Source organism: Allosediminivita pacifica (assembly GCF_003054175.1).
Lineage (GTDB): Bacteria > Pseudomonadota > Alphaproteobacteria > Rhodobacterales > Rhodobacteraceae > Allosediminivita > Allosediminivita pacifica.
In genome coordinates, this window is record NZ_QBKN01000023.1 from 1 (window position 1) to 20704 (window position 20704).

A 20704-nucleotide genomic window follows, 5' to 3' on the forward strand; every position below is an offset into this window, starting at 1 on the left:
TCCTCCGAATAAGACACGTGCATAACGACGTCGTTATGCACGTGTCTTACCTCGGAACCCCAGCCTCAGGCAGGCGGCCCCAATCGGTCGGTTACAGAGCGAGCGTCGACGCGCCTCGTCATTCGACGCCGGCACCATTGTGCGTATCGATCTCGACTACTTCAAATCGGTTAACGATACTCTCGGACACGAGGCCGGCGACGCCGTCCTGCGACGTGTTGCCGATGTCCTTCGCGCGAGCATGGGCGTCGACGACTTCGCCGCTCGCATCGGCGGCGACGAGTTTTCAATCCTGCCCGCCCCCGGAAAGTCGCTGTCCGAAGTCTGCACCATGGTCGAGCAGATACGCGAGAAGATCGCAGAGCCGCTGTATTTCGAAGAAAGGCAATGCAGGTTCGGCGCGAGCTTCGGTATCGCGCGCACCGAGGATATGGCTGCCGACGCAGGCGATCTACCGGTCTTCGCGGATACCGCACTCTACAAGGCCAAGGCGGGCGGGCGCAACCGGCTCGAGTTGTTCACCCCGGAGTTGCGGCAGAATATTCTGAGCGATCGCAGTCTGGCCGTGGAACTTCATGAGGCGCTCGAGCGAGACGAATTCGAACCATGGTTCCAGCCCCAATTCTCTGCAAAGGACGAAAAGCTGGTCGGCGTTGAGACGCTCTTGCGCTGGCGCAGACCAGACGGAAGCATCCTTGCGCCGGAGACCTTCATGCACGTGGCGGAACACTTGCGTATCGTACCTGAAATCGATCGTATCATGATGCTCAAGGCCGAGGCGGCTCTAAAGGGATGGCGGCGCGCCGGAGTGGCAGTCCCCAAGATCAGCTTCAACGTGAGCTCCGGGCGAATGCGCGATCCGGACGTAGTCGAACTGGCACGACAGATCGCGAAAGGCGAGGCACGGGTCACTTTCGAGCTTCTGGAGTCGATCCTTGTCGAAGAGGAGTCGGATGCTTTCTGCTTTCATCTCGACCTGGTCCGCGACGCCGGAATCGAGATCGAAATCGACGACTTCGGGTCCGGTCATGCGTCCATCATAGGCCTGATGCATATCGCGCCCTCGGCACTCAAGATCGACAAGCGCATCGTCCTGCCGGTCGCGCAAGACGCCCGCTCACGCAATCTCCTCCGCGCCATCATCGAAATCGCCGAGACGCTCGGGATCGCGACGATTGCGGAAGGGGTCGAAACCCGGGAACAGGTGCAGATCTTGCGCGGGATGGGCTGTGATGTCCTTCAGGGCTTCTACTACGCCCAGGCGTTGGACGCGGCGAAGTTTACCGAGGCGGCGCGAGGATGGCGTGTGCGAGCGGCCTGACCGACAATGAATTTTCCCACTTCCCGCAGTGATCCCTTAGGAGAGTTCACCTTGTTCCGATGTGTTCCAAGAGTTCCAAGAGTTCCAAGACAGCCACGCGCCCCACAGCCCCCAAGCTGGATCCGTGGATCTGCGGCGAATTGCCTCGCAAGGCGCCCCGCCATGGTGATCCCCCCTTCCCGTTCTGCAGCCTGAGCGGTGCAAATTACTCGAGAGCATTTCCGAACCCACATGCCCGGACGACTGCATCGCAGCGCCCCTGTTCAGATTGATAACGATCAAGTTCGAACGCTTATGCCCCGACACCACCCTTCCGTCTCTTTGTCCGCGTCACGATGAACAAGTTCAGCACGAGCAGCATCAACACGACGAGGGGCGGTAGCGCATGGTCGTATTCGCCGTGGATCAGCACGGTCCCACCCGCTGCAAACATTAGTGCGCAGCCCAGCAGGCTCCCGTAAATCCGCGTTGCTGGAATCGCCAGAAGCAAGGCCGCAACCCATTCAAGCATGGCCGTCACGTAGTGGAACCACCCCGGATACCCCCACCTCTGGTAGTCGGAGAGAATATCTTCGGAGGCAAAGAAGTTGAGGGTGCCCCCCAGAACGAAGAATGCGGCAAGCGAACACGGTACGACATGGCGCCAAAGGGATCTTTTCACGACGGGACTTTCCAATCTTGAGATGACAGAGTTACGGCACCAGCGGGCGCAGCTGCCTTCAGAGCGGCCGGACGAGGTTAAAGCCGCGATCATGCCAGACCAGCGGTGCGCTAGCGACATCGAGGTCGATTTTGGTTGGCGAAACCACGAAGAGGCTGTGCCCGCCGACTTTCATCTCGTCGACGAGTGCGCAATCCATGCAGGCCAACGCACCGTGAAGCCGTGGCTGCCCCGAGGGCCAGGCACTCCACTCGCCCACGTCGAAGCGAACTGCCGGTGCAAGATGCCCGGCAAAGGCTTCAGCGACAGGGCGCTGCGTCTGAGACAGCATTGTGAAGGAAAGGCCTACGGCACGTCGCACAGTTGCTGCGAGTTCGGAATCCTCGCGGATGGAGATGAGGAGCGAGGGGGGATCAACTGCAAGGGAGAAGACCGCAGTCACGGTTCGACCGAGGCGCTGACCATCGCATTCGCAGGTAACGACGCAGGCAGTCGCCGCCAGCGCGGCCATCGAGTCGCGGAATTCCTTCGACGAGGCCGATGGCTCAGGGGAGATTACTTGACCGGTCGACATGTTCAGCTCCCCTGCCCCGGTTCGGGGGAAAAATGAGTTTGCAGCTTGTTTGGCACACCATCCATTGCCTCTGCGTTCGCCGGCGGATCACCGGCGGCAACAATAACTGGCCATACCTCGGAATATTTTCTGTTGAACTCGACCCAGCGTTCCATGTCGGGGTCGGTATCCGGACGGATCGCATCGGCAGGACACTCCGGTTCGCATACCCCGCAGTCGATGCACTCGTCGGGATGGATCACAAGCGTGTTTTCACCTTCGTAGAAGCAGTCGACCGGGCATACTTCGACGCAGTCCATGTACTTGCAGGCGATACAGTTCTCGGTGACGACGTAGGTCATTTGGCCTCGGCAGGAGGGAATGGTTCGCCGCGCGCGGTTCGGGCGCGCGACGGAAATGAGATCAGGAGAGGTTCGATTCCGCGAACTCGTAATTCGCCAGGTTGTCGAGGAAATTGCTGACGTAGTCCGGGCGCCTGTTGCGGAAATCCACGTAGTAGCTGTGCTCCCAGACGTCGAGGCCAAGGAGTGCCGCGCCTTCCCCGGTGGCGAGCGGGTTCACACCGTTCGGGGTCTTCGTGACTGCGAGCTCGCCAGAGGGTTTCTGGATCAGCCATGCCCAGCCCGAACCGAACTGACCGACCGCGGCCGCCTTGAAGGCCTGCTTGAACTCGTCGACAGAGCCGAAGTCGGCGACAAGTTTCGTCTCCAATGCCCCGGGCATCTTGCCACCCTCGGGCGAAAGTGCGTTCCAGAAGTGAATGTGGTTCCAGTGCTGTCCAGCCTGATTGAACACGCCAGCGAGAGCGTCGTCTCCGTAGCTCAACTTGACGATTTCATCGAGCGACTTCCCTTGGAGGCCAGAGTTTTTCTCCACGAAGCCATTCAGGGCGCTAACATAGGCTTGGTGGTGCTTGTCATGATGGAGCTCGAGCGTATCCTGGCTCATGCCGCGCTCTGCCAGTGCGGAATGCGCGTAGTTTAGGGCGGGAAGTTCGAAGGTCATGATCCGGTTCCTTTCCTACCGGCGCTTGCGTGAGCCGGCGATTTTCAATATTAAAACAAGTACTACCTTTGAAAAACGTCGGAGGCATTATGTCAAGAGATGACTTGGAAAAGAATATGTGGTCCCCTAGGGCACCTTCTGAGCGCATCCTGATGTTTCTCAAGATGCAGGGAGCGCTGACCTCCGCTCAGTTGGGTTCCCGCCTTGGCATAACAGGCGAGGCGGCCCGCCAGCAGCTTCAGAGGCTTGCGTCGGAGGGCCTCGTTTCGGAAGAGCGCCGGTCCGGGGGTCGGGGTCGTCCCTCCGTCTACTGGCATCTCACCAAAAGCGGACAAGCACGCTTCCCCGACACCCATGCGGGGCTGACGGTGGACATTCTGCGAAGCATCTCAGATGTGCTCGGACCAGACGCTCTCGATCGGATCATCAGCGCACGGGAAGCGAGCACTCAAACGCTCTACGAAGAGGCGATGGTTGGATGCCACGACCTTGTCGACCGGGTCGAAAAGCTGGCCGCATTGAGAAATGCCGAAGGCTACATGGCGACCGCCGAAACCAGTGAAGACGGCGAGTTGATGCTGGTCGAGAACCACTGCCCGATCTGCGCTGCGGCAAGCTTTTGCCAAGGTTTCTGCCGTGCCGAGCAAGGCGTTTTCGAAGCCGTCCTGGGCGAAAACACGTCGGTCGAGCGCGTCGAGCATATCGTGGGTGGCGGCCGTCGATGCACCTATGTGATCCGCGAGGTGACGACGTGATGCCCACGAAGTCCACTGCCGTACCGAAATCGGAGGAAGCAGTCGCCGAAGGACTTGATGAAGCAATGATCCGTCTGGTGGTGCATGCCTTCTACGCCGAGGCGCGCGAAGACCCCGTCATCGGCCCGGTCTTCAGGGCCCATGTCGCGGACGAACGCTGGCAGGGTCACCTGGAGAAAATAGTAGCTTTCTGGTGTTCAAGCTTGCTCGGCACGCGAACCTATGACGGTCGCCCTATGCCAAAGCACCTGGCAATTCCCGAGCTGACAGACGATCACTTCCGGCGCTGGCTTGCGCTGTTCCGGCACACTGTCAACAATCTCTGCCCGCCAAAGACCGCCGGCCTAATGATTGCCCGCTCGGAACGCATCGCAGAAGCCTTCCGCATCAACATTGCCATGCACCGGGGCGAAGACCTGACGTTCCGCCCCCCACTGACACGCGAGCCCTACCCCTGACACCCACACCCGATTTCCTCACCCCCGACTTCGATCTTTCGCACCGCAACACCCTCCAACTTCGCTCGATCGCTCGCTACGGGGGGCTGCTTCAGAACGTGGAGCGGATCTCCGAGGCAATTCGGTTCGCCGAAAAGTTGGGCCTTCCCTTTCACCTGCTCGGCGGCGGCAGCAACTCCGTGCTCCCGCCGCGGCTGGAGGCGGTAGTCGGAATCTCGGCTATGGCGGGGCGAAGTATCGAGCAGGTCCGCGAGGGGATACGCCTTACCTCGGCTGCAGGAGAGACCTGGGACAATCTGGTGGGCTGGAGCGTCCTCCAAGGTATTGGCGGCCTCGAGAATCTTGCCGGCATCCCAGGCACCGTCGGCGCCGCCCCGATCCAGAACATCGGGGCTTATGGGCGCGAAATTAGCAACGTTTTCGAAAGTCTCACGGCCCTCGACACAGAAACCGGTGAAACCCGAACCTTCTCCAGCGAGGAATGTGGTTTCGATTATCGCCACAGCCGCTTCAAGGAACAGCCAAGCCGCCATCTGGTCACGGAGGTCACACTGCTCCTGCCCTACGAGTGGCAACCCTGCCTCGAATACGACGGCCTTGACAATTTGCCGGGCATTGTAACCCCCGAGGATGTCAGGACGGCGGTACTTGCCCGACGCAGAAGTCGGCTTCCCGACTGGCGCCTCACTGGAAATGCTGGTTCATTCTTCCAGAACCCGATCGTGTCGGAGGAAGTCGCGAGATCCATTCCCGAAGTACCAGGCCGAGCAGTCCATGGCGGCATCAAGATTTCCGCCGGCTGGCTTCTCGAGCAATGCGGGCTCAAAGGACATCGTCATGGAGGTGCCGGATTTTCCGAGCAGCACGCACTCGTGCTCGTGAACAACGGCGGCGCGACCCTTGATGATGTCCTCCACCTCGCCGATCAGGCACGCAGCGAGGTACGGAGACGTTTCGGGATCGATCTTGCTCAAGAGCCTGTGGTCATCGCCGACAGTTGACCTGAAAAGATCAACCGGCGTCCGCTCCAGCGAGGGCACCGCAACGACCCAACCTACGCTCGCAGCATTCTGCGCTAGGGTCATTCCGGAAAACCCTCCCAATACATCATCATGCCTTTCGGGCAGCCGGAAGCTTGCCAGCTTCGCAAGGCGGCCCCCGTATTGCCAAGAAATCCGGCATTCGTGGCGGCGGCCACTGAACTAGGCACGGCCAATAGGCCGAAAGATTGTTCCATCCTCCGCCCATCCGTAGGCTACCGCTCATCCAACCGCAGCCGCGACGGGAACTCTGTCAGGTAACCGGGATCGGCCGCTCCAATTGTCAGACGACCCATTCACAGAACATGGTCCGGCCGCGACGACTTGAGCCCACCCGGGGGCGAATGGAGACAAGAATGCAAGAACATTTCAGCGCCCTCCCCAAGGGGGCTGCCAACTACGTTGCTCTGTCGCCGGTGTCCTTCCTCGAGCGAGCCGCCGACGTGCATGCCGACGCCATTGCCGTCGTCGACGGCGGGGTTCGCCGGACCTGGGGTGAAACCGCAGATCGTGTCGCCCGCGTCGCTCGGGGGCTTGCGGATCTCGGCATCAGCAAGGGCGACACGGTCAGCGCGCTGGCAGTAAACTCTCCGGAACTCTTCGAGCTTCATTTCGCCGTCCCCGTCACGGGCGGCGTGCTTTCGACCATCAACACCCGGCTTGAAGCCGAGACCATTGCCTACATCCTGGATCATTCGGACAGCCAGCTTGTCCTTGTCAGCGCTGGCCTTCGCCCCCTTTTGGACGAGGCCCTGTCACTTGCCGAAACCGCGCCAAAGGTCGTGCAGATCGGAGGCGAGGACGATACGTTATCCGATCTCCTTCAGGCTCAACCATGGCAAGGCAGCTGGCTGCCCGACGACGAATGGGACGCCATCGCGCTCAACTATACATCGGGGACTTCGGGTCGCCCCAAGGGCGTGGTCTATCACCACCGCGGCGCGTATCTGATGGCGCTGGGGACCGTCGCCGCCTGGCAGGTCGCGCATCACCCGGTCTACATGTCGGTTGTCCCGATGTTTCACTGCAATGCATGGGGTCACCTCTGGAAGGCGGCGATCGTCGGCGGTACCCTGGTTTTCCCGCCTTCGAACCGCCCCGAGGATCTGTTCGAAACGATCCTTCGGGAAAAGGTCACCCACTACGGCGCCGCACCGGTCGTTCTGCAGATGATGGCCGAAAGCGAGGCAGCGCCGACCGAGCCGTTGGAGCCGCGCCTTCAAGTCACGACCGCGGGCTCTCCGCCGCCCCCGTCCGTGCTCGAAAAGACCGATGCGATGGGGATGGACGTGATGCACGTCTACGGCCTGACCGAGACATACGGTCATATCCTGCAGTGCCTCCCACAACGTGCCTGGGACGAGCTGGACACGGAAGAGACCGCCGAACGGCGCGCGCGTCAGGGCGTTCGCTTCCCCACGGTGGAGGCCGTCGACGTGATCGAACGCGAAAGCGGGAAGAAGGTGCCGCGGGACGGAGAAACACAGGGAGAGATCTCGATCCGGGGCAACACCGTGATGAAGGGCTACTACAAGGATCAGGCGGCGACCGAAGAGGCGTTCGAGGGCGGCATGTTCCGCTCCGGGGATGCCGCGGTGATGCAACCCGACGGCTACATTCAGGTCAGAGACCGGCTCAAGGATGTGATCATCTCGGGGGGAGAGAACATCTCGTCCGTCGAAGTGGAGGCGGTTCTCTATCGGCATCCCGCCATCTCCGCCGCCGCGGTTGTCGCACGGCCCGACCCGAAATGGGGCGAGGTGCCATGCGCGGTTGTCGAGTTGCGCGACGGCGCCCAGACCGATCCGGCAGACATCATTTCCTTCTGCCGGGAACGGCTTGCGGGCTTCAAGGTGCCAAAGAGCGTCCTCTTCCATGAGATCCCCAAGACCGCCATCGGCAAGGTCCAGAAGTTCCGGCTCAGGGACCTCGTGCATTCGCTCGACGAATAGCGCCCGGAGGCACCCACATGGAAACGTGGCGGCGGTTGCCTTGATACGACGGACTGAGGTGAACGCCCTCCGCGACACGGCGGCCAGGTCCGGAATTTCGCGCCTGACGAAGGCCCCACCGTTTGGGAACTCAACTCGCGACTGCCGGTTGGCTTTCCAATGACCCCAACGGCGCCGTGCTGAGACCATGATCCAATTCCGAACTCTGGCCCGACGCGGGGCTTCGCTGCGTCGGATCACCCCCTTGTTGGCCGCGTTCCTGCTTTGCCTGCTTGCGTTGCCGGTCATGGCACAGGATGGGTCGGAGTACTGGTATGAAACCGAAGCCCTGAATCCGGGTCTGTCCGGCGCGGCCTCGGCAGAGGTGGCCCCTGAGACACCAAGGCAATCCCTCCGGGAATTCACCGCAGCGGCCGGGGCGGACGACTACGACAAGGCCGCCCACTACCTGAACCTGTCTAGGCTCAGCCCGGACGAGCAGGCCCAAGAGGGCCCAGAGATCGCGATGAAACTCGCCTCGATCCTGGCCCGTCGGGTCTGGATCGACTGGTCCAGCTTGCCTGCTCGCCCGGATGCCCGGATCGAGAGCTCGCAGGACTCCAGCGGACGCGCCGGCCAGCCGCGGCGGGACCTGCACATCGAGACCCTCGAGGCAGGACGAAGCGCCTATGACATTCGGATCGCGCGCTACAAGCCATCTGACGCAGACGCCGTGTGGTTGTTCACGCCCCAGACCGTCGCAAACGTGGGTCCGCTATACGCGGAATTCGGCCCGAGGCGCTACGAGAGCATGGTTCCCGACACGCTGAAGCGACGTCTTTTCGGACTATGGCTCTGGGAGTGGATCGCAGTCCCCGCGTTCGCGTTCGCGGTATTTCTGCTGGGATGGGGTACCTACAGCATGGTGGAGGCCTTTTCACGCCGCGTAAGCCGGGGCTGGCTGAAGGCCGGCCTTGATCGCAGCGCGCTGCCGATGGCCATGCTCGTGATGGCCGGCCTCGTGCATATCCTGCTGACGTGGGTGATCTCCTTTTCCGGACCGGTCCAGACATTCCTTCGCCCGGCTTTGACCATCGTCATGGTGTGGGGTGTCGGCATGACCGCCCTGCGGATGCTGGACGCCGGATTGCACCGGATCACGCTGCGCTACGTCGGCGACATCGACGACAAGCTCGGACGCGACGAGCGCGAGTTCTACACCTCGATCTATGCGCTGAGACGGCTGATCGTTCTGGTCATGGTCGGGTTCGCCGCCATCGCGATCCTCTCGCAACTCAACCTGTTCGAGAGCGTCGGCACAACGCTTCTGGCCTCGGCCGGTGTGCTCACGGTCATCTTCGGGATCGCCGGGCAGGCCGTGCTCGGCAACATCGTGGCGTCGCTGCAGATCGCCTTTGCAAAGCCGATACGGATCGGCGACGCGATCCTCTTCGAGGGCGAGTGGGCCTATGTGGAGTCGATCTTCTACACGTTCCTCAGGCTCCGAACGTGGGATCACAGGCGCATCGTTGTCCCGGTGAAACACTTCGTCGGCCAACCGTTCGAGAACTGGTCCGTGACCGAGGCGCGCATGATGCGAGGCGTGCATCTCTGGCTCGACCCGCTTTGCGATCTCGATGCCTTGCGGAAAACCTTCGACACTCTGCGCCACGAAGACCCGGACATAACGGAACCGGACGAGGCCTTCACCTATGTCACCGACCAGCGGCCAGAGGCAATCAAGGTGAGTTTCTACGCGATGATGCCGGACCCCTCGACCGGCTGGGCCATCCACTGCCGTCTGCGGGAAGGGCTCCTTGCCGATATTCGCGACAACCATCCTGAATGGCTCCCGCGGGAACGAATTCTCGACGTGGCAGAACCGGAAGAGACGATGTCGGCGCCGGCCCATCGTGCCGGCGCCGCGGACTAGGCCAGGGCGTCACGCTGGTCCTTTCAAGGGCCATGATCCTCTGGCGTCCGGACGCGGAACTATGGAGATCCGGGACCTTTCTCGCGTGGCTCCGGGCAAACCTGCCTAGTTTGAAGGCACATGCGCGCCTGGCAATGAGACCGAAGGTTGGTGGAGCATCTCGAAAATCAACGGATGGCCAGCCAGCCAAGGCGGCCAGAATTCCTCATATTTTTCAGAAAATTGAGGCAGATTTCAGGCCACCGGAACACTCAGGGCGCCTCCATCTCTGACGCCATAATATAAACCTCGCTTATTATTATAGTCATATTATAATCTGGATTTGTATTGCCCAATGTCGTCGTCACCGGCTTCGTGAGGCCACGTCTCGCATCGTCGCGATGCCAAGAAGACAAGCCCCCAACACGGAGCCACAACATGAAGTACAGGAACATTCTTCTGCCTGCCGCCCTCGCGGCGCTCGCCATCCCGGCGCATGCCGAAAGCTACAAGGTTGCGCTCGACGGCACCTTCGCCCCCCACGCCATGCCCAGCCTTTCCGGCGGCGTCGAAGGCTTCAACGTCGATCTCGCCGCGGCCATCGGCGAGGCGCTCGGCGCGGATATGGAAGTGGTCGCAGCGCAGTTCTCGGGTCTGATCCCGGCCCTGCAGGCGGGCACCTACGACTTCCTCGTCGCGCCCACCACCGTCACCGAGGAGCGGGCCTCCAACCTTCTCTTCAGCGAAGGGTTCATGGACACCAACTTCGCCTTCACCGTCCCCGCGGGAACCGACCCCATGGAAAGGCTCGAAGCCTTCAGCGGCATGACCATCGCGGTCAACAAGGGCTCGGTCTACGAGAGCTTCCTGAACGACGGAGCCGAAGAGTACGGCTGGAACGTCGTGGCCTACGGCACGAATACCGACGCGGTCGAAGCGGTGTCGTCCGGCCGCGCCGACGCGAACCTTGCAGGCGCAACGGTCTCGGCCTGGGCTGCCAAGCAGAACCCGCGCATCGACCTCAGCTACGAATACCCCACCGGTCTGGTCTGGGCCTTCCCCTTCCGGAAGGACGACACCGAGACGCGCAATAAGATCGACGCCGTGCTCGAGTGCCTCAAGACAAACGGCACGATGGTGGCGCTTTCCGAGAAGTGGTTCGGCGTGACCCCCAAAGAAGGCACGACCATCGTGACCCCGACCCCGGGCTACGGAACGCCCGGTTTCGAGGGCTACGACGAGACCGAGCACAAGGTTTCCTGCGACTTCTGATCCCTGACATCGCCGGGCGGGGCGCATGGCGTCTCGCCCGCCATCGGAAGACATAAGATGACTGCTGCCATTTCCCCCACCCCCTCAGCCAAGGTCCACGCGAGGCCGATGCTCGAGATCAACAAGCTCGGCAAGAGCTTCGGCACGACCGAAGTGCTGACCTCGATCGACCTCAGCGTGAGACCCGGCGAGCTGGTCTTCGTGATCGGGCCGTCGGGATCCGGCAAGTCGACGATGCTTCGCTGCTGCAACCGGCTGGAGGAGCCAAGCTCGGGGACGATACTTCTTGACGGTGAACATGTGACTGCCTGCCAGGGCCGCGCGCTCGACAAGATGCGGCTCAAGATCGGCATGGTGTTCCAAGGCTTCCACCTCTACCCGCACAAATCGGTTCTAGCGAACGTCATGCTGGCGCAGGTCAAGGCGCTGAAACGCTCGAAGGCCGACGCCAAGACACGCGCCATCGAGATGCTGGAACACGTCGGGCTGGCGCACAAGGCGGAGTCGATGCCTTCGGAGCTCTCGGGCGGCCAGCAGCAGCGCGTCGCCATTGCCCGTGCCCTGGCGCTGGATCCCAAGGTCATGCTCTTCGACGAACCAACCTCGGCGCTGGACCCCGAACTCGTCGGCTCGGTCCTCAAAGTGATGAAGCAGCTGCGTGAAGAGGGCATGACCATGCTGGTGGTCAGCCACGAGATGGAATTCGCCCGCGAGGCCGCGGACCGCGTAGTCTTCATGGACGGCGGCGTGGTCGTGGAATCCGGTCCCCCGGAAGAAATCTTCGGCAACCCGCAATCACCGCGTCTGCAATCCTTCCTCTCACGCGTGAACCGGGGCGGCGAATGAGGTTTCTCGACACCTTCTTCGACGGCGCGGTCATGGCGAAGTACCTGCCCGAGCTGCTGTCCGCCATCGTGACCACGCTCTGGATCAGCTTGATCGTCGTGGTGGCCGGACTGGCGCTCGGGCTGGTCATGGCCTGCCTGCGCACGCTCGGCCGCTGGTACCTGACGCTGCCGATCGTCGCCTTTGCCGACATCGGCCGGGCGCTTCCGCCGCTGGTCGTGATCCTGATCTTCTACTTCGGCCTGCCGGGGCTCGGCATCAACCTGTCGGGGCCCATGGTGCTGATCCTGGTGCTGGGCGGCGTCTTGGCGGCTTTCGCGGAAGAGATCTTCTGGGCGGGCCTCACCTCCGTCTCAAGAGGCCAATGGGAGGCGGGGCGCGCCACGGGTCTGGGCTTCGGCCAGACACTGTTCGAGATCGCGCTGCCGCAGGCCGTTCGCATGGGCATCCCGCCACTTGTGAACCGCGCGCTGGCGATTACCAAGATGACCGCGCTTGGATCGGTGATCGGCGTGAAGGAGATCCTCACGGTGTCCTCCTCGGCGCAGAGCTTCTCCGGATCGGCGACGCCGCTCACCATGGCCGCCCTCGCCTACCTAGCGATCTTCCTGCCGGTCGTCATCCTCTCGCGCGTGCTCGAACAGCGCTACGCCTGGGCGGTTTAGGGGGCCTCGCGACATGAACGACTTCATCGACCTCTTCTTCAATCTCGACATCATGGCGCAGGCCTGGCCGCTTCTTCTCAAGGGCCTGATCGTGACGCTCCAGCTCTGTGGGGTGGTGATCGGTCTCGGCCTCGTGGGCGGTCTGCTGCTGGCGCTCGGTGCGCTTTCGCCGCGCCGCTGGCTCAAGTGGCCCGCGGTCGGCTTCATCGACCTCTTCCGCGCCCTGCCCCCTCTGGTGCTGCTGGTTTTCGTCTTCTCGGGCCTCCCTTTCGCCGGGCTGGACCTGAGCCCCTTCGTGGCCGTGGTCATCGCCTTCTTTCTCAACAACTCGGCCTACTTTGCCGAGGTGTTTCGCGCGGGCATCCAGTCGGTTCCGAAGGGCCAGGCCGAAGCCGCACGCGCCACGGGGCTGAGCCAGCCACAGACCCTCGCCCACGTGGTCCTGCCGCAGGCCGTGCGCAACGTGCTGCCCGACCTGCTTTCCAATACCGTCGAGGTGGTGAAGCTAACCTCCCTCGCGTCGGTCGTTTCGCTGTCCGAGCTGCTCTACTCGGCCAACATGGCCCGCTCGGTCACCTACAACTCCTCGCCGCTCATCCTCGCGGCGCTGGTCTACCTCGCGATCCTTTGGCCTCTTGTCCGGCTGATCTCGCGGTACCAGCGCGGCCTTGCGGTGCATTGATCGCCCCCCGGAAGGAAAGACCCATGACCAAACTCATCATCGGCGGCGCCCAGATCGGCGGCATCCAGAAGGACGAGACCCGCGAAGAGGTCGTCGCCCGCATGATCGCCCTGATGGACGCGGCGCACGACAAGGGCGTGCAGTTCCTCGCCTATCCCGAGATGACCCTGACGACCTTCTTCCCGCGCTTCTATGTCGAGGACCGCGCCGAGTTCGACCATTGGTTCGAAACCGAGATGCCCAATCCCGCCGTGCAGCCGCTGTTCGACAAGGCCAGGGAATACGGCATGGGGTTCACCTTCGGCTACTGCGAGCTCACCCCGGAGGGCCTGCACTACAATACCTCGGTCATCGTCTCGCCCGAGGGAGAGATCGTCCTGAAGTACCGCAAGACCCACCTGCCGGGCCATGCCGAGTATGAATCCGAGCGCACGCATCAGCACCTCGAGAAACGCTACTTCCTGCCCGGCGACACCGGCTTCAATGTCGTGAAGAACCAGGGCGTGATCATGGGCATGTCGATCTGCAACGACCGCCGCTGGCCCGAAAGCTGGCGCGTCCTCGGACTGCAGGGCGTGCAACTGGTCGCAATCGGCTACAACACCCCAAGCCAGAACAACCTCTCCTCGGAAGAGGGCATAGAGCGCCGCATGTATCACCACGAACTCTCGGTCTGCGCGGGCGCATACCAGAACTCGACCTACGCCGTGGCTGTCGCCAAGTGCGGCATGGAGGACGGCAACCACATGTTCGCGGGTTCGATCATCGTCGATCCGGACGGATTCGTCGTGGCCAAGGCAGAGGGCGAGGGAGACGAATTGATCGTGCACGAGGCGGACCTTGCCAAGTGCGATTTCGGCAAGTCGACCGTCTTCAACTTTGCAGCGCATCGCCGGGTCGAGCACTACGGGCTGATCGCGACCCAGACAGGCGTCAAGCTGCCCGACTGAACCATGTCCACCCGTAGCCGGGCTGGCGCCTGGAGCGGCAATCGAAGACACTTCGTTAGGGCAGCCGGGCAAGCGCCGCACCAGCGGAGAGAAAGGAAACCGAAATGCAGTTCGATACCGTGATCCATGGCGGAACGATCGCAACCGCGGACCATACCGCCAAGGCGGATGTCGGCATCAAAGACGGGCGCATCGCCGCGGTAGCCGAAAACCTTGCTGGCGGCGATCATCGTATCGATGCCGGGGGGCGCATCGTGATGCCCGGCGGGATCGAGGCCCACGCTCATATCGCGCAAGAAAGCTCCTCGGGCGTGATGTCCGCCGACGACTACCTGTCGGGCTCGATCTCGGCGGCCTTCGGCGGCAACTCGTCGTTCATTCCGTTCGCCGCCCAGCACCGCGGCCAGTCGATCGACGAAGTGATTGCCACCTACGACGCCCGCGGCGCCCGCTCCGTCATCGATTATTCCTATCACCTGATCGTCTCCGACCCGACGCCAGAGGTTCTCGAAGACCAACTGCCCCGTGCCTTTGCGCGCGGGATCACGTCGTTCAAGGTCTTCATGACCTACGACCTGATGAATCTCGGCGATGGCGGGATGCTGGACATCCTGACGGTCGCGCGTGAACATGGCGCCATCACCATGGTCCATGCCGAGAACAACGACATGGTCAAATGGATGAACAAGCGGCTCGCCGACAAGGGCCTCACCGCACCGAAATACCATGCCATTTCGCGCCCCGAACTGGCCGAGCAGGAGGCCATCAACCGCGCCATCCAGCTCGCCAAGCTGGTGGATGCGCCGCTTTTCATTGTGCATGTTTCGACGGAAGGCGGTGCCGAGATCGTCCGCCGCGAAAAGTTCAACGGCGCGAAGCTCTACGCGGAGACCTGTCCGCAATATCTGGCGCTCACCCGCGACGATCTCGACCGCCCCGGCATGGAGGGCGCCAAGTACATCTGCTCGCCGCCGCTGCGCGATGCTGCCACCCAGGACGCGCTCTGGCACCATGTCCGGATGGGGACCTTCGAAAGCGTCAGTTCGGACCACGCGCCCTATCGTTTTGACGAGACGGGCAAGTTCCTGAACGGCAGCGATGTCGCCTACCCGAAGATCGCCAACGGCATGCCCGGTATCGCGGCCCGTCTCCCCTACCTCTTCTCCGAGGGCGTCGTCCGTGGGCGCATCACGCTGGAACAGTTCGTGGCGCTGTCGTCCACCAATGCGGCCAAGACCTTCGGCTGCGACACCAAGGGCCGGATCGCGCCGGGCATGGACGCCGACATCGCCATCTGGGATCCCGAGGCACGCACGACCGTCACCGCCGCCGACCAGCACGACAACATGGACTATAGCCCCTTCGAGGGCATGGAGATCACCGGCAAACCCGAGATCGTCATGAACCGCGGCGCGGTGATCGTCGAGCATGGCGAGCTGAAGGCCAAAGAGGGACAGGGGCGCTTCATTGCCCGCCAACCTGCGGACCTGCGCGGCAAACCAGGCTACACCGCCAAGGAATTCGATCCCGCGCAGAACTTCGGCACGGAGCTGTGCTGATGGGACCGATCCTAATCGTAAACCCGAACTCCTCGCGGTCGGTCACCGAAGGGATCCGCGAGGCGGTCGCGCATCTGGTGCCCGCCGGCGGCCCGGCCTTCGAGGTCACTGATCTACCCGACAGCGCCGCGACGATCATGACCGCGGAAGACGTGGCGCGCGCCGGGCTAGGCTTTGCCGCGGAGATTCAGACGAGACCCGACGCGGTTGCCTACGTTTCGGCCTGTTTCTCAGATCCCGGCGTCGACGTTGCCCGCAGCCTTACGAAGAAGCCGGTTTTGGGCGTGCAGGAGGCCGGCATCCTCACCGCCATGGGCCGCGCCGATCTCTTCGGGATCATCGCGCTATCGCCTGGATCGGTCGCCCGGCATCGGGTGAGGATCCGTGCGATGGGTGTCGAGGCACGCCTCGCGGGTGAGCTTGCCCTCCCTGGCGTCTCGGCCGAGGCATCGGGCCGCGATCCCGAGGTCTATGCGATGTGCGTCTCGCTTGGCCGCGAACTGGCAGATGCAGGCGCAGGTGCAATTGTCCTTGGCTGCGCGGGCATGGCCCCGATCCGAGCCAAGCTCGAACACGACATTGGTGTCGCGGTGATCGACCCGGTGCAGGCCGGTGCCGCCATGGCACTGGGACTGGCAGGAGTGCCTGAATGACGACAGAGCCGGGCCTGCCGGACGTTTCGTTGCGGCTGCTCGAGATTTTCGCCGCGATGATGCGTTGTGCCACCACCGTCGAGGCGGCGGAACAGTTGCGCATCTCTCAGCCCGCGGTCTCTGCAGGTTTGCGTCAGCTGGAATCGCAGCTCGGGCTGTCGCTCTTCGACCGCACGGGGCGCCGGCTTCTGCCCACCGCCGAGGCGAAATCGCTCTACGAGGAAATCCGCCCGGTCTTCGGAATCATGCGCGGGTTCTCGCAGCGGGCGCGGGACATGAAGCTCGGTATGGCCGGCCGCCTTAAGGTGATCGCCACACCGCCGCTTGGCTATTCCATCGCGCCTGTTGCCCTGCGCAGGTTCCTCGACAGCCGCCCCGACGTGTCGGTGGCCTTCGACGTGCGACGGCTCGAGAACGTCAAGGATGCCGTCCAGAGCGGGCAGGCCGATATCGGGCTCGCCATTGATCACGACCGGCAGACCGCAGTGAACAGTGACGTGCTCCAGCGCTCGCACATGGTTGCCCTGGTCCCCAGGAACAGCGCCCTCGCCACCAAGCCGCATCTAACCGCGCTCGATCTCCAGGACCAACCCATGATCGGGCTCGAGATGGCCTCGAACCTCGGGCTCCTGGTGCGCAAGGCCTACGAACAGGTCGGCGCCGCCTACACGCCCCGTATCGAGGTTCGCTACTGTGCAACCGCCACGGCGCTGGCCGCCCAGCACCTTGGCGTTACCGTGGTCGACCCCTACTCCGCCTCGACGCATGCCAGCGACGCCCTCGTGTGCAAGCCTTTCCTGCCCGCCTGTGAAGTGAACGCCGTCATGTATACCCGCCGGGGCGTCCCCTACTCGGGACTGCTGCACAGCTTCATGGCCGATCTGCGCACGGCCTTTTCGGATTGCGACCTTCTGATCGCCGAGCCTCGGGGCAACTGACCCGCGCAACTCTTCCGACAGGTCGGTCGCCTCAATCTTTCCAGTGCGCCAGCCGTTCGTGAACGTCCGACGTGATGCGCTGCAGTTTCTCGGCATGACCAATGTAGGGGCAAGGCTCCTCCAGCCGCTCCTTGACCGCGCCCATGTCGAACATGTTCGCGGCATCCAGCACCTTCAGCTCGTCCCATTGAACCGGAACGGCCACCGGCCCGCCCTCGCGGGCCCGCAGTGAATAGGGGGCCACTGCGGTGGCACCGCGTTCGTTGCGAAGCCAGTCGACGAAGATGCGGCCCTTGCGCTTGTCCTTGGACATGTTGGCCGTGAACCGTTTCGGTTCAAGCTCGGCCAGCAGGTGGGCCACCGTCTTGGAGAACGTCTTGACCAGGTCCCAGTCGTGACTGCGGTGCAGCGGCAGCCAGAGATGCACCCCCTTCCCGCCCGTCACCATCGCACCGGCCTCCAGCCCCAAGTCAGCCAGACGGTCACGCAGGTCAAAGGCAGCGGATCGCACATCGTCCCAGCCCAGACCCGCGTCGGGATCGAGATCGAACACAAGCCGGTCGGGTCGTTCGAGCCGGTCGGTCCGACTGCCCCACATGTGAAACTCGATGGTCCCCATCTGGGCAGCCGCGACAAAGGCCTCCGGCCGGGTGGCGTACATGTACTCCGCCGCCGCGCCGTCTTTTTCCTCGATCTCGATGCGCTGCAACTCCTCCGGAAAGCCCTTGCTGGCGTGCTTCTGAAAGAAGCTCTCCCCATCGATGCCTTGGGGTGCCCGCAACAGGGACAGGGGTCGATGGCCCGCGATTTCGACCAGCCTGTCGCCCACCCGTTCGTAGTGGCTGGCAACGTCGAGTTTTGTGCAGCCCGAGCCGGGAAAGACCTCGCGGTCGGGCGAAGAGATGCGCAGCCCCGCCACGCTCTTGACATCCTCGTCCATCTTTTCCTCGCTGTCTGGCTTCGGCGCCTCAAACGACACATCGTCGGGCGCCTTGTCCTCTCGAATGCCCAGATAGGCGCCGTGCCGAATATGCCCGTCTTCCGTCAGTTCGGTGAACTCCACCTCAATGACGGTGTCGGGCGTCACCCAGCCCGCATCGCGCGCGATGCTGTTCGGCACATCCTCGAAGGGCGCGGTCTTGCGCGTGCGGAAACCCTTGGACAGCATCGCCAGATCGTCCTCCGAGTATCCAGTGCCGACGCGCCCGCGATAGCGCAGGCCGTCGGCCCCGTATTCCCCAACCAGGAGCGAGGCGAAGGCCCGGTCCTTGCCCGAAGGTGTGAAACCGCCCACGACGAATTCCTGCCGCTTGCTGCATTTCACCTTGCGCCAGGCCCGCGTCCGCGTGCCCTTGTAGGTCGCGTCCGCCTTCTTGCTGACGATGCCTTCGGCCCCGGCCTTGCAGGCGGCGTCAAAAAGCTCCTGCCCGCCGCCGCGGGCCTGGTCGGTCAGGCGCAGGGGGCTATCCTCGGGCAGATCCTCGAACAGCGCTTCAAGCCGTGCACGGCGGTCGTCCTGGGTCGACCCGGTCAGATCCTCGCCGTCCAGTTCGAGAATATCGAAGCAGAAAAAGACAAGATCGCCGCCTTCCGACAGGGCCCGCTGCAGCGACGAAAACGCCGATCCACGTATCTTCGCCGCCATGACCTCGCCATCCAGCAGCGCACTGTCGCAGGGCAACTGATCGAATGCGCCGTGAAGCGCCGCGAACTTGTCCGTCCAGTCCTTGCCGTTCCGCGTCCAGAGACTCACGCCCCCTTTTCCAATTGCAGCAAGCGCGCGATATCCGTCGAACTTGGTCTCGTGCAGCCAGTCGTCCCCCTCGGGAACCTCGTCCACCAACGTCGCGAGCTGTGGCTTCCGGAACTTCGGTGCGCGAAGGCGGCGATCGGACGCGTCCTTTTTAGGCTCTTCAGACTCCGCGATCTCCGTCATGAGACGCCCAGTCTCGACCGAGGTCTCGTAACTCCCGGTCAGCGCATCCGATGACCCTTCGGCTGCATCGTCCTTTTCCTTGATCAGAAGCCAGGCCCCCTCGCCCCCCTTCCTGAACCGCACCAGCGCCCAGCCGCCCTGCATCCGGTCACCATCCACGTCGAACTTGAGATTGCCCTCCTGAAGCATCTCGTCCACGTCGCCGCGCGGCTCCCAGCTGCCCTTGTCCCACAGCATCACCGTCCCGCCGCCGTATTCTTTCTCGGGGATCGTTCCCTCGAAATCACCGTAGTCGAGCGGGTGATCTTCCGTACGTTGCGCCAGCCGCTTGTCGCCCGTCTTGGGACTGGGCCCCTTGGGGATGGCCCAGGACATCAACACGCCATCATGTTCCAGTCGCAGGTCATAGTGCAGCGACGACGCGTCATGCTTCTGGATCGAGAACCAGCGCCCATTGCGCTTCTTCCTCGCCGCCTTGCCACGCGGCTCGGAGGTCTTGGAGAAATCGCGGCGCGCGTTGTAGTCTTTCAGACGGTCCGACATCAGGAGGCCTTCTTGCGGCTGCCCGAGCCCTTGGCCGAAGACTTGGAGGACGAGGATTTCGACGACGACTTCGAGGTCCCCTTCGACTTCGCGCCGCCTTTCGACTTGCCGCTCGAACCGCCCTCGGATTTTTCGAGACTCTTCTTCAGGGCCCCCATGAGGTCGACGACGTTGTCCCCGTCGTCCTCGCTGTCTTCTTCGGTCTCGGCCGTCTCGGCGCTCTTGTCCTTGCGTCGGGCGTCGATCAGCTCCTTCAGGGCCTGATGATAGCTATCCGAAAACGCCGAGGCGTCAAAGGACTTGGTCTTGCGGCCGATCAGTTCCCGGGCGAGGTCGAGCATTTCCTCGTCGGCCTCGTCGTCCGAAATCTCGCTGAACATCGGCTCCGCCTCGCGGATCTCGTCGGCGTACCTCAGGGTTTCGAGCAGCAATCCGTCCCCGCAAGGCCGGATCGCCGCCAGGCGCTCCTTGCCGCGCAGGGTGATCTGGCAGAGCGCGGTCTTGCGCTCGGCGCGCAGCGCATCCCGGATGACGCGGTAGGCATCCTCGGCAAGATCATCTTGCGGGACGACGTAGTAGGGCTTCTCGAAATAGAGCGGCGGGATCTCCCCGGTCTCCACGAATTGAACCAGCTCTAGCGTCTTCGAAGTTTCGACCTTGAGCTCTTCGATCTCTTCGGGTTCGAAAAGCACGTATTCGCCCTTGCCCGTCTCGTAGCCCTTGACGATATCGTCACTATCCACCGGCCCGACGCCCTTGACGGTCTTCTCGTAGCGGACGCGCTTGCCGGTCGGCTTGTGGATCTGCCGGAACGAGATGCGAGGACCCGACGTCGTCGCGGGATAGATCTCGATCCCGATCGAGACGAGTGACAGACGTATCTGTCCCTTCCAGACAGCGCGCGACGCCATGACGTGACCTCCGGGTAAGCTCTTCGGCACAACGCTCGAAATGCTGGCGCGAGTTCCAAGCCAGTACGCGCCCGCCCCCGTCCGGATCCATG

Annotated in this window: 20 protein-coding genes; 14 read left to right on the forward strand and 6 right to left on the reverse strand. The window is 62.9% G+C overall.

All coding sequences use genetic code 11. The features are described from left to right. The first annotated feature begins 82 nt into the window (after positions 1-82). The gene (locus C8N44_RS16435) at positions 83-1321 is read left to right on the forward strand and encodes a putative bifunctional diguanylate cyclase/phosphodiesterase (protein WP_280514090.1); all 1239 of its coding nucleotides are present in this window, start codon (positions 83-85) and stop codon (positions 1319-1321) included. A gap of 292 nt (positions 1322-1613) precedes the next feature. On the opposite strand, the gene C8N44_RS16440 is transcribed toward C8N44_RS16435, so the two are convergent. The 4 genes from C8N44_RS16440 to C8N44_RS16455 form a co-directional block, all read right to left on the reverse strand. Then, complete coding sequence (locus tag C8N44_RS16440; protein WP_244641113.1) at positions 1614-1982, reverse strand: DoxX family protein; 369 nt, start codon at positions 1980-1982, stop codon at positions 1614-1616. 58 nt (positions 1983-2040) lie between these two features. Continuing rightward, positions 2041-2556 carry a flavin reductase family protein gene (locus C8N44_RS16445; protein ID WP_107977873.1) on the reverse strand — a complete coding sequence of 172 codons (516 nt, stop codon included), beginning with the start codon at positions 2554-2556 and terminating at the stop codon, positions 2041-2043. Positions 2557-2558: 2 nt separating this feature from the next. Next, the gene (gene fdxA, locus C8N44_RS16450; RefSeq protein ID WP_107977874.1) at positions 2559-2897 is read right to left on the reverse strand and encodes a ferredoxin FdxA; all 339 of its coding nucleotides are present in this window, start codon (positions 2895-2897) and stop codon (positions 2559-2561) included. 61 nt (positions 2898-2958) lie between these two features. Continuing rightward, on the reverse strand, positions 2959-3561 hold the full coding sequence (locus tag C8N44_RS16455; protein ID WP_107977875.1) for a superoxide dismutase: 603 nt from the start codon (positions 3559-3561) through the stop codon (positions 2959-2961). Positions 3562-3713: 152 nt separating this feature from the next. On the opposite strand from C8N44_RS16455, the gene C8N44_RS16460 reads away from it, so the two are divergent. The 13 genes from C8N44_RS16460 to C8N44_RS16520 all read left to right on the forward strand — a co-directional run bounded on the left by C8N44_RS16460 (position 3714) and on the right by C8N44_RS16520 (position 17222). After that, on the forward strand, positions 3714-4316 hold the full coding sequence (locus tag C8N44_RS16460; protein WP_210204175.1) for a helix-turn-helix transcriptional regulator: 603 nt from the start codon (positions 3714-3716) through the stop codon (positions 4314-4316). Continuing rightward, positions 4316-4774, forward strand: coding sequence for a group III truncated hemoglobin (locus C8N44_RS16465; RefSeq protein ID WP_107977877.1), 459 nt, complete (start codon positions 4316-4318; stop codon positions 4772-4774). The genes C8N44_RS16460 and C8N44_RS16465 overlap by 1 nt, the downstream gene beginning before the upstream one ends. Beyond that, positions 4771-5775 carry a UDP-N-acetylmuramate dehydrogenase gene (gene murB / locus C8N44_RS16470; protein ID WP_107977878.1) on the forward strand — a complete coding sequence of 335 codons (1005 nt, stop codon included), beginning with the start codon at positions 4771-4773 and terminating at the stop codon, positions 5773-5775. Before C8N44_RS16465 ends, murB begins: the two co-directional genes overlap by 4 nt. A 395-nt stretch (positions 5776-6170) precedes the next feature. Continuing rightward, positions 6171-7766, forward strand: a complete 1596-nt coding sequence (locus C8N44_RS16475; RefSeq protein ID WP_107977879.1) for an AMP-binding protein — start codon at positions 6171-6173, stop codon at positions 7764-7766. A 244-nt stretch (positions 7767-8010) separates the two neighbouring features. Then, positions 8011-9678 (forward strand): mechanosensitive ion channel family protein, encoded by a 1668-nt coding sequence (locus C8N44_RS16480; RefSeq protein WP_158274076.1) that lies wholly within the window; start codon positions 8011-8013, stop codon positions 9676-9678. Between the two features lie 417 nt (positions 9679-10095). Further along, the gene (locus tag C8N44_RS16485) at positions 10096-10929 is read left to right on the forward strand and encodes a transporter substrate-binding domain-containing protein (RefSeq protein WP_107977881.1); all 834 of its coding nucleotides are present in this window, start codon (positions 10096-10098) and stop codon (positions 10927-10929) included. 108 nt (positions 10930-11037) lie between these two features. Further along, on the forward strand, positions 11038-11775 hold the full coding sequence (locus tag C8N44_RS16490) for an amino acid ABC transporter ATP-binding protein (protein WP_107977882.1): 738 nt from the start codon (positions 11038-11040) through the stop codon (positions 11773-11775). After that, positions 11772-12440: an amino acid ABC transporter permease gene (locus tag C8N44_RS16495; protein WP_107977883.1), complete on the forward strand. Its 669-nt coding sequence runs from the start codon at positions 11772-11774 to the stop codon at positions 12438-12440. The genes C8N44_RS16490 and C8N44_RS16495 overlap by 4 nt, the downstream gene beginning before the upstream one ends. Before the next feature lie 13 nt (positions 12441-12453). Further along, positions 12454-13122 carry an amino acid ABC transporter permease gene (locus C8N44_RS16500; RefSeq protein ID WP_107977884.1) on the forward strand — a complete coding sequence of 223 codons (669 nt, stop codon included), beginning with the start codon at positions 12454-12456 and terminating at the stop codon, positions 13120-13122. 23 nt (positions 13123-13145) lie between these two features. Next, positions 13146-14072, forward strand: a complete 927-nt coding sequence (locus C8N44_RS16505) for an N-carbamoyl-D-amino-acid hydrolase (RefSeq protein WP_107977885.1) — start codon at positions 13146-13148, stop codon at positions 14070-14072. Positions 14073-14176: 104 nt separating this feature from the next. Next, positions 14177-15631 carry a dihydropyrimidinase gene (hydA, locus tag C8N44_RS16510; protein ID WP_107977886.1) on the forward strand — a complete coding sequence of 485 codons (1455 nt, stop codon included), beginning with the start codon at positions 14177-14179 and terminating at the stop codon, positions 15629-15631. Then, entirely contained in the window at positions 15631-16284 is a 654-nt protein-coding gene (locus tag C8N44_RS16515; protein WP_107977887.1) for an aspartate/glutamate racemase family protein, read from the forward strand. The genes hydA and C8N44_RS16515 overlap by 1 nt, the downstream gene beginning before the upstream one ends. Then, positions 16281-17222: a LysR family transcriptional regulator gene (locus C8N44_RS16520; RefSeq protein ID WP_107977888.1), complete on the forward strand. Its 942-nt coding sequence runs from the start codon at positions 16281-16283 to the stop codon at positions 17220-17222. Before C8N44_RS16515 ends, C8N44_RS16520 begins: the two co-directional genes overlap by 4 nt. A gap of 31 nt (positions 17223-17253) precedes the next feature. Here the strand turns inward: C8N44_RS16520 and ligD are convergent, their stop codons facing one another. Together ligD and ku are read right to left on the reverse strand one after the other, a co-directional pair. Further along, on the reverse strand, positions 17254-19701 hold the full coding sequence (gene ligD / locus C8N44_RS16525; RefSeq protein WP_107977889.1) for a DNA ligase D: 2448 nt from the start codon (positions 19699-19701) through the stop codon (positions 17254-17256). After that, on the reverse strand, positions 19701-20612 hold the full coding sequence (gene ku, locus C8N44_RS16530) for a non-homologous end joining protein Ku (RefSeq protein WP_107977890.1): 912 nt from the start codon (positions 20610-20612) through the stop codon (positions 19701-19703). Before ku ends, ligD begins: the two co-directional genes overlap by 1 nt. Positions 20613-20704 lie beyond the last annotated feature (92 nt).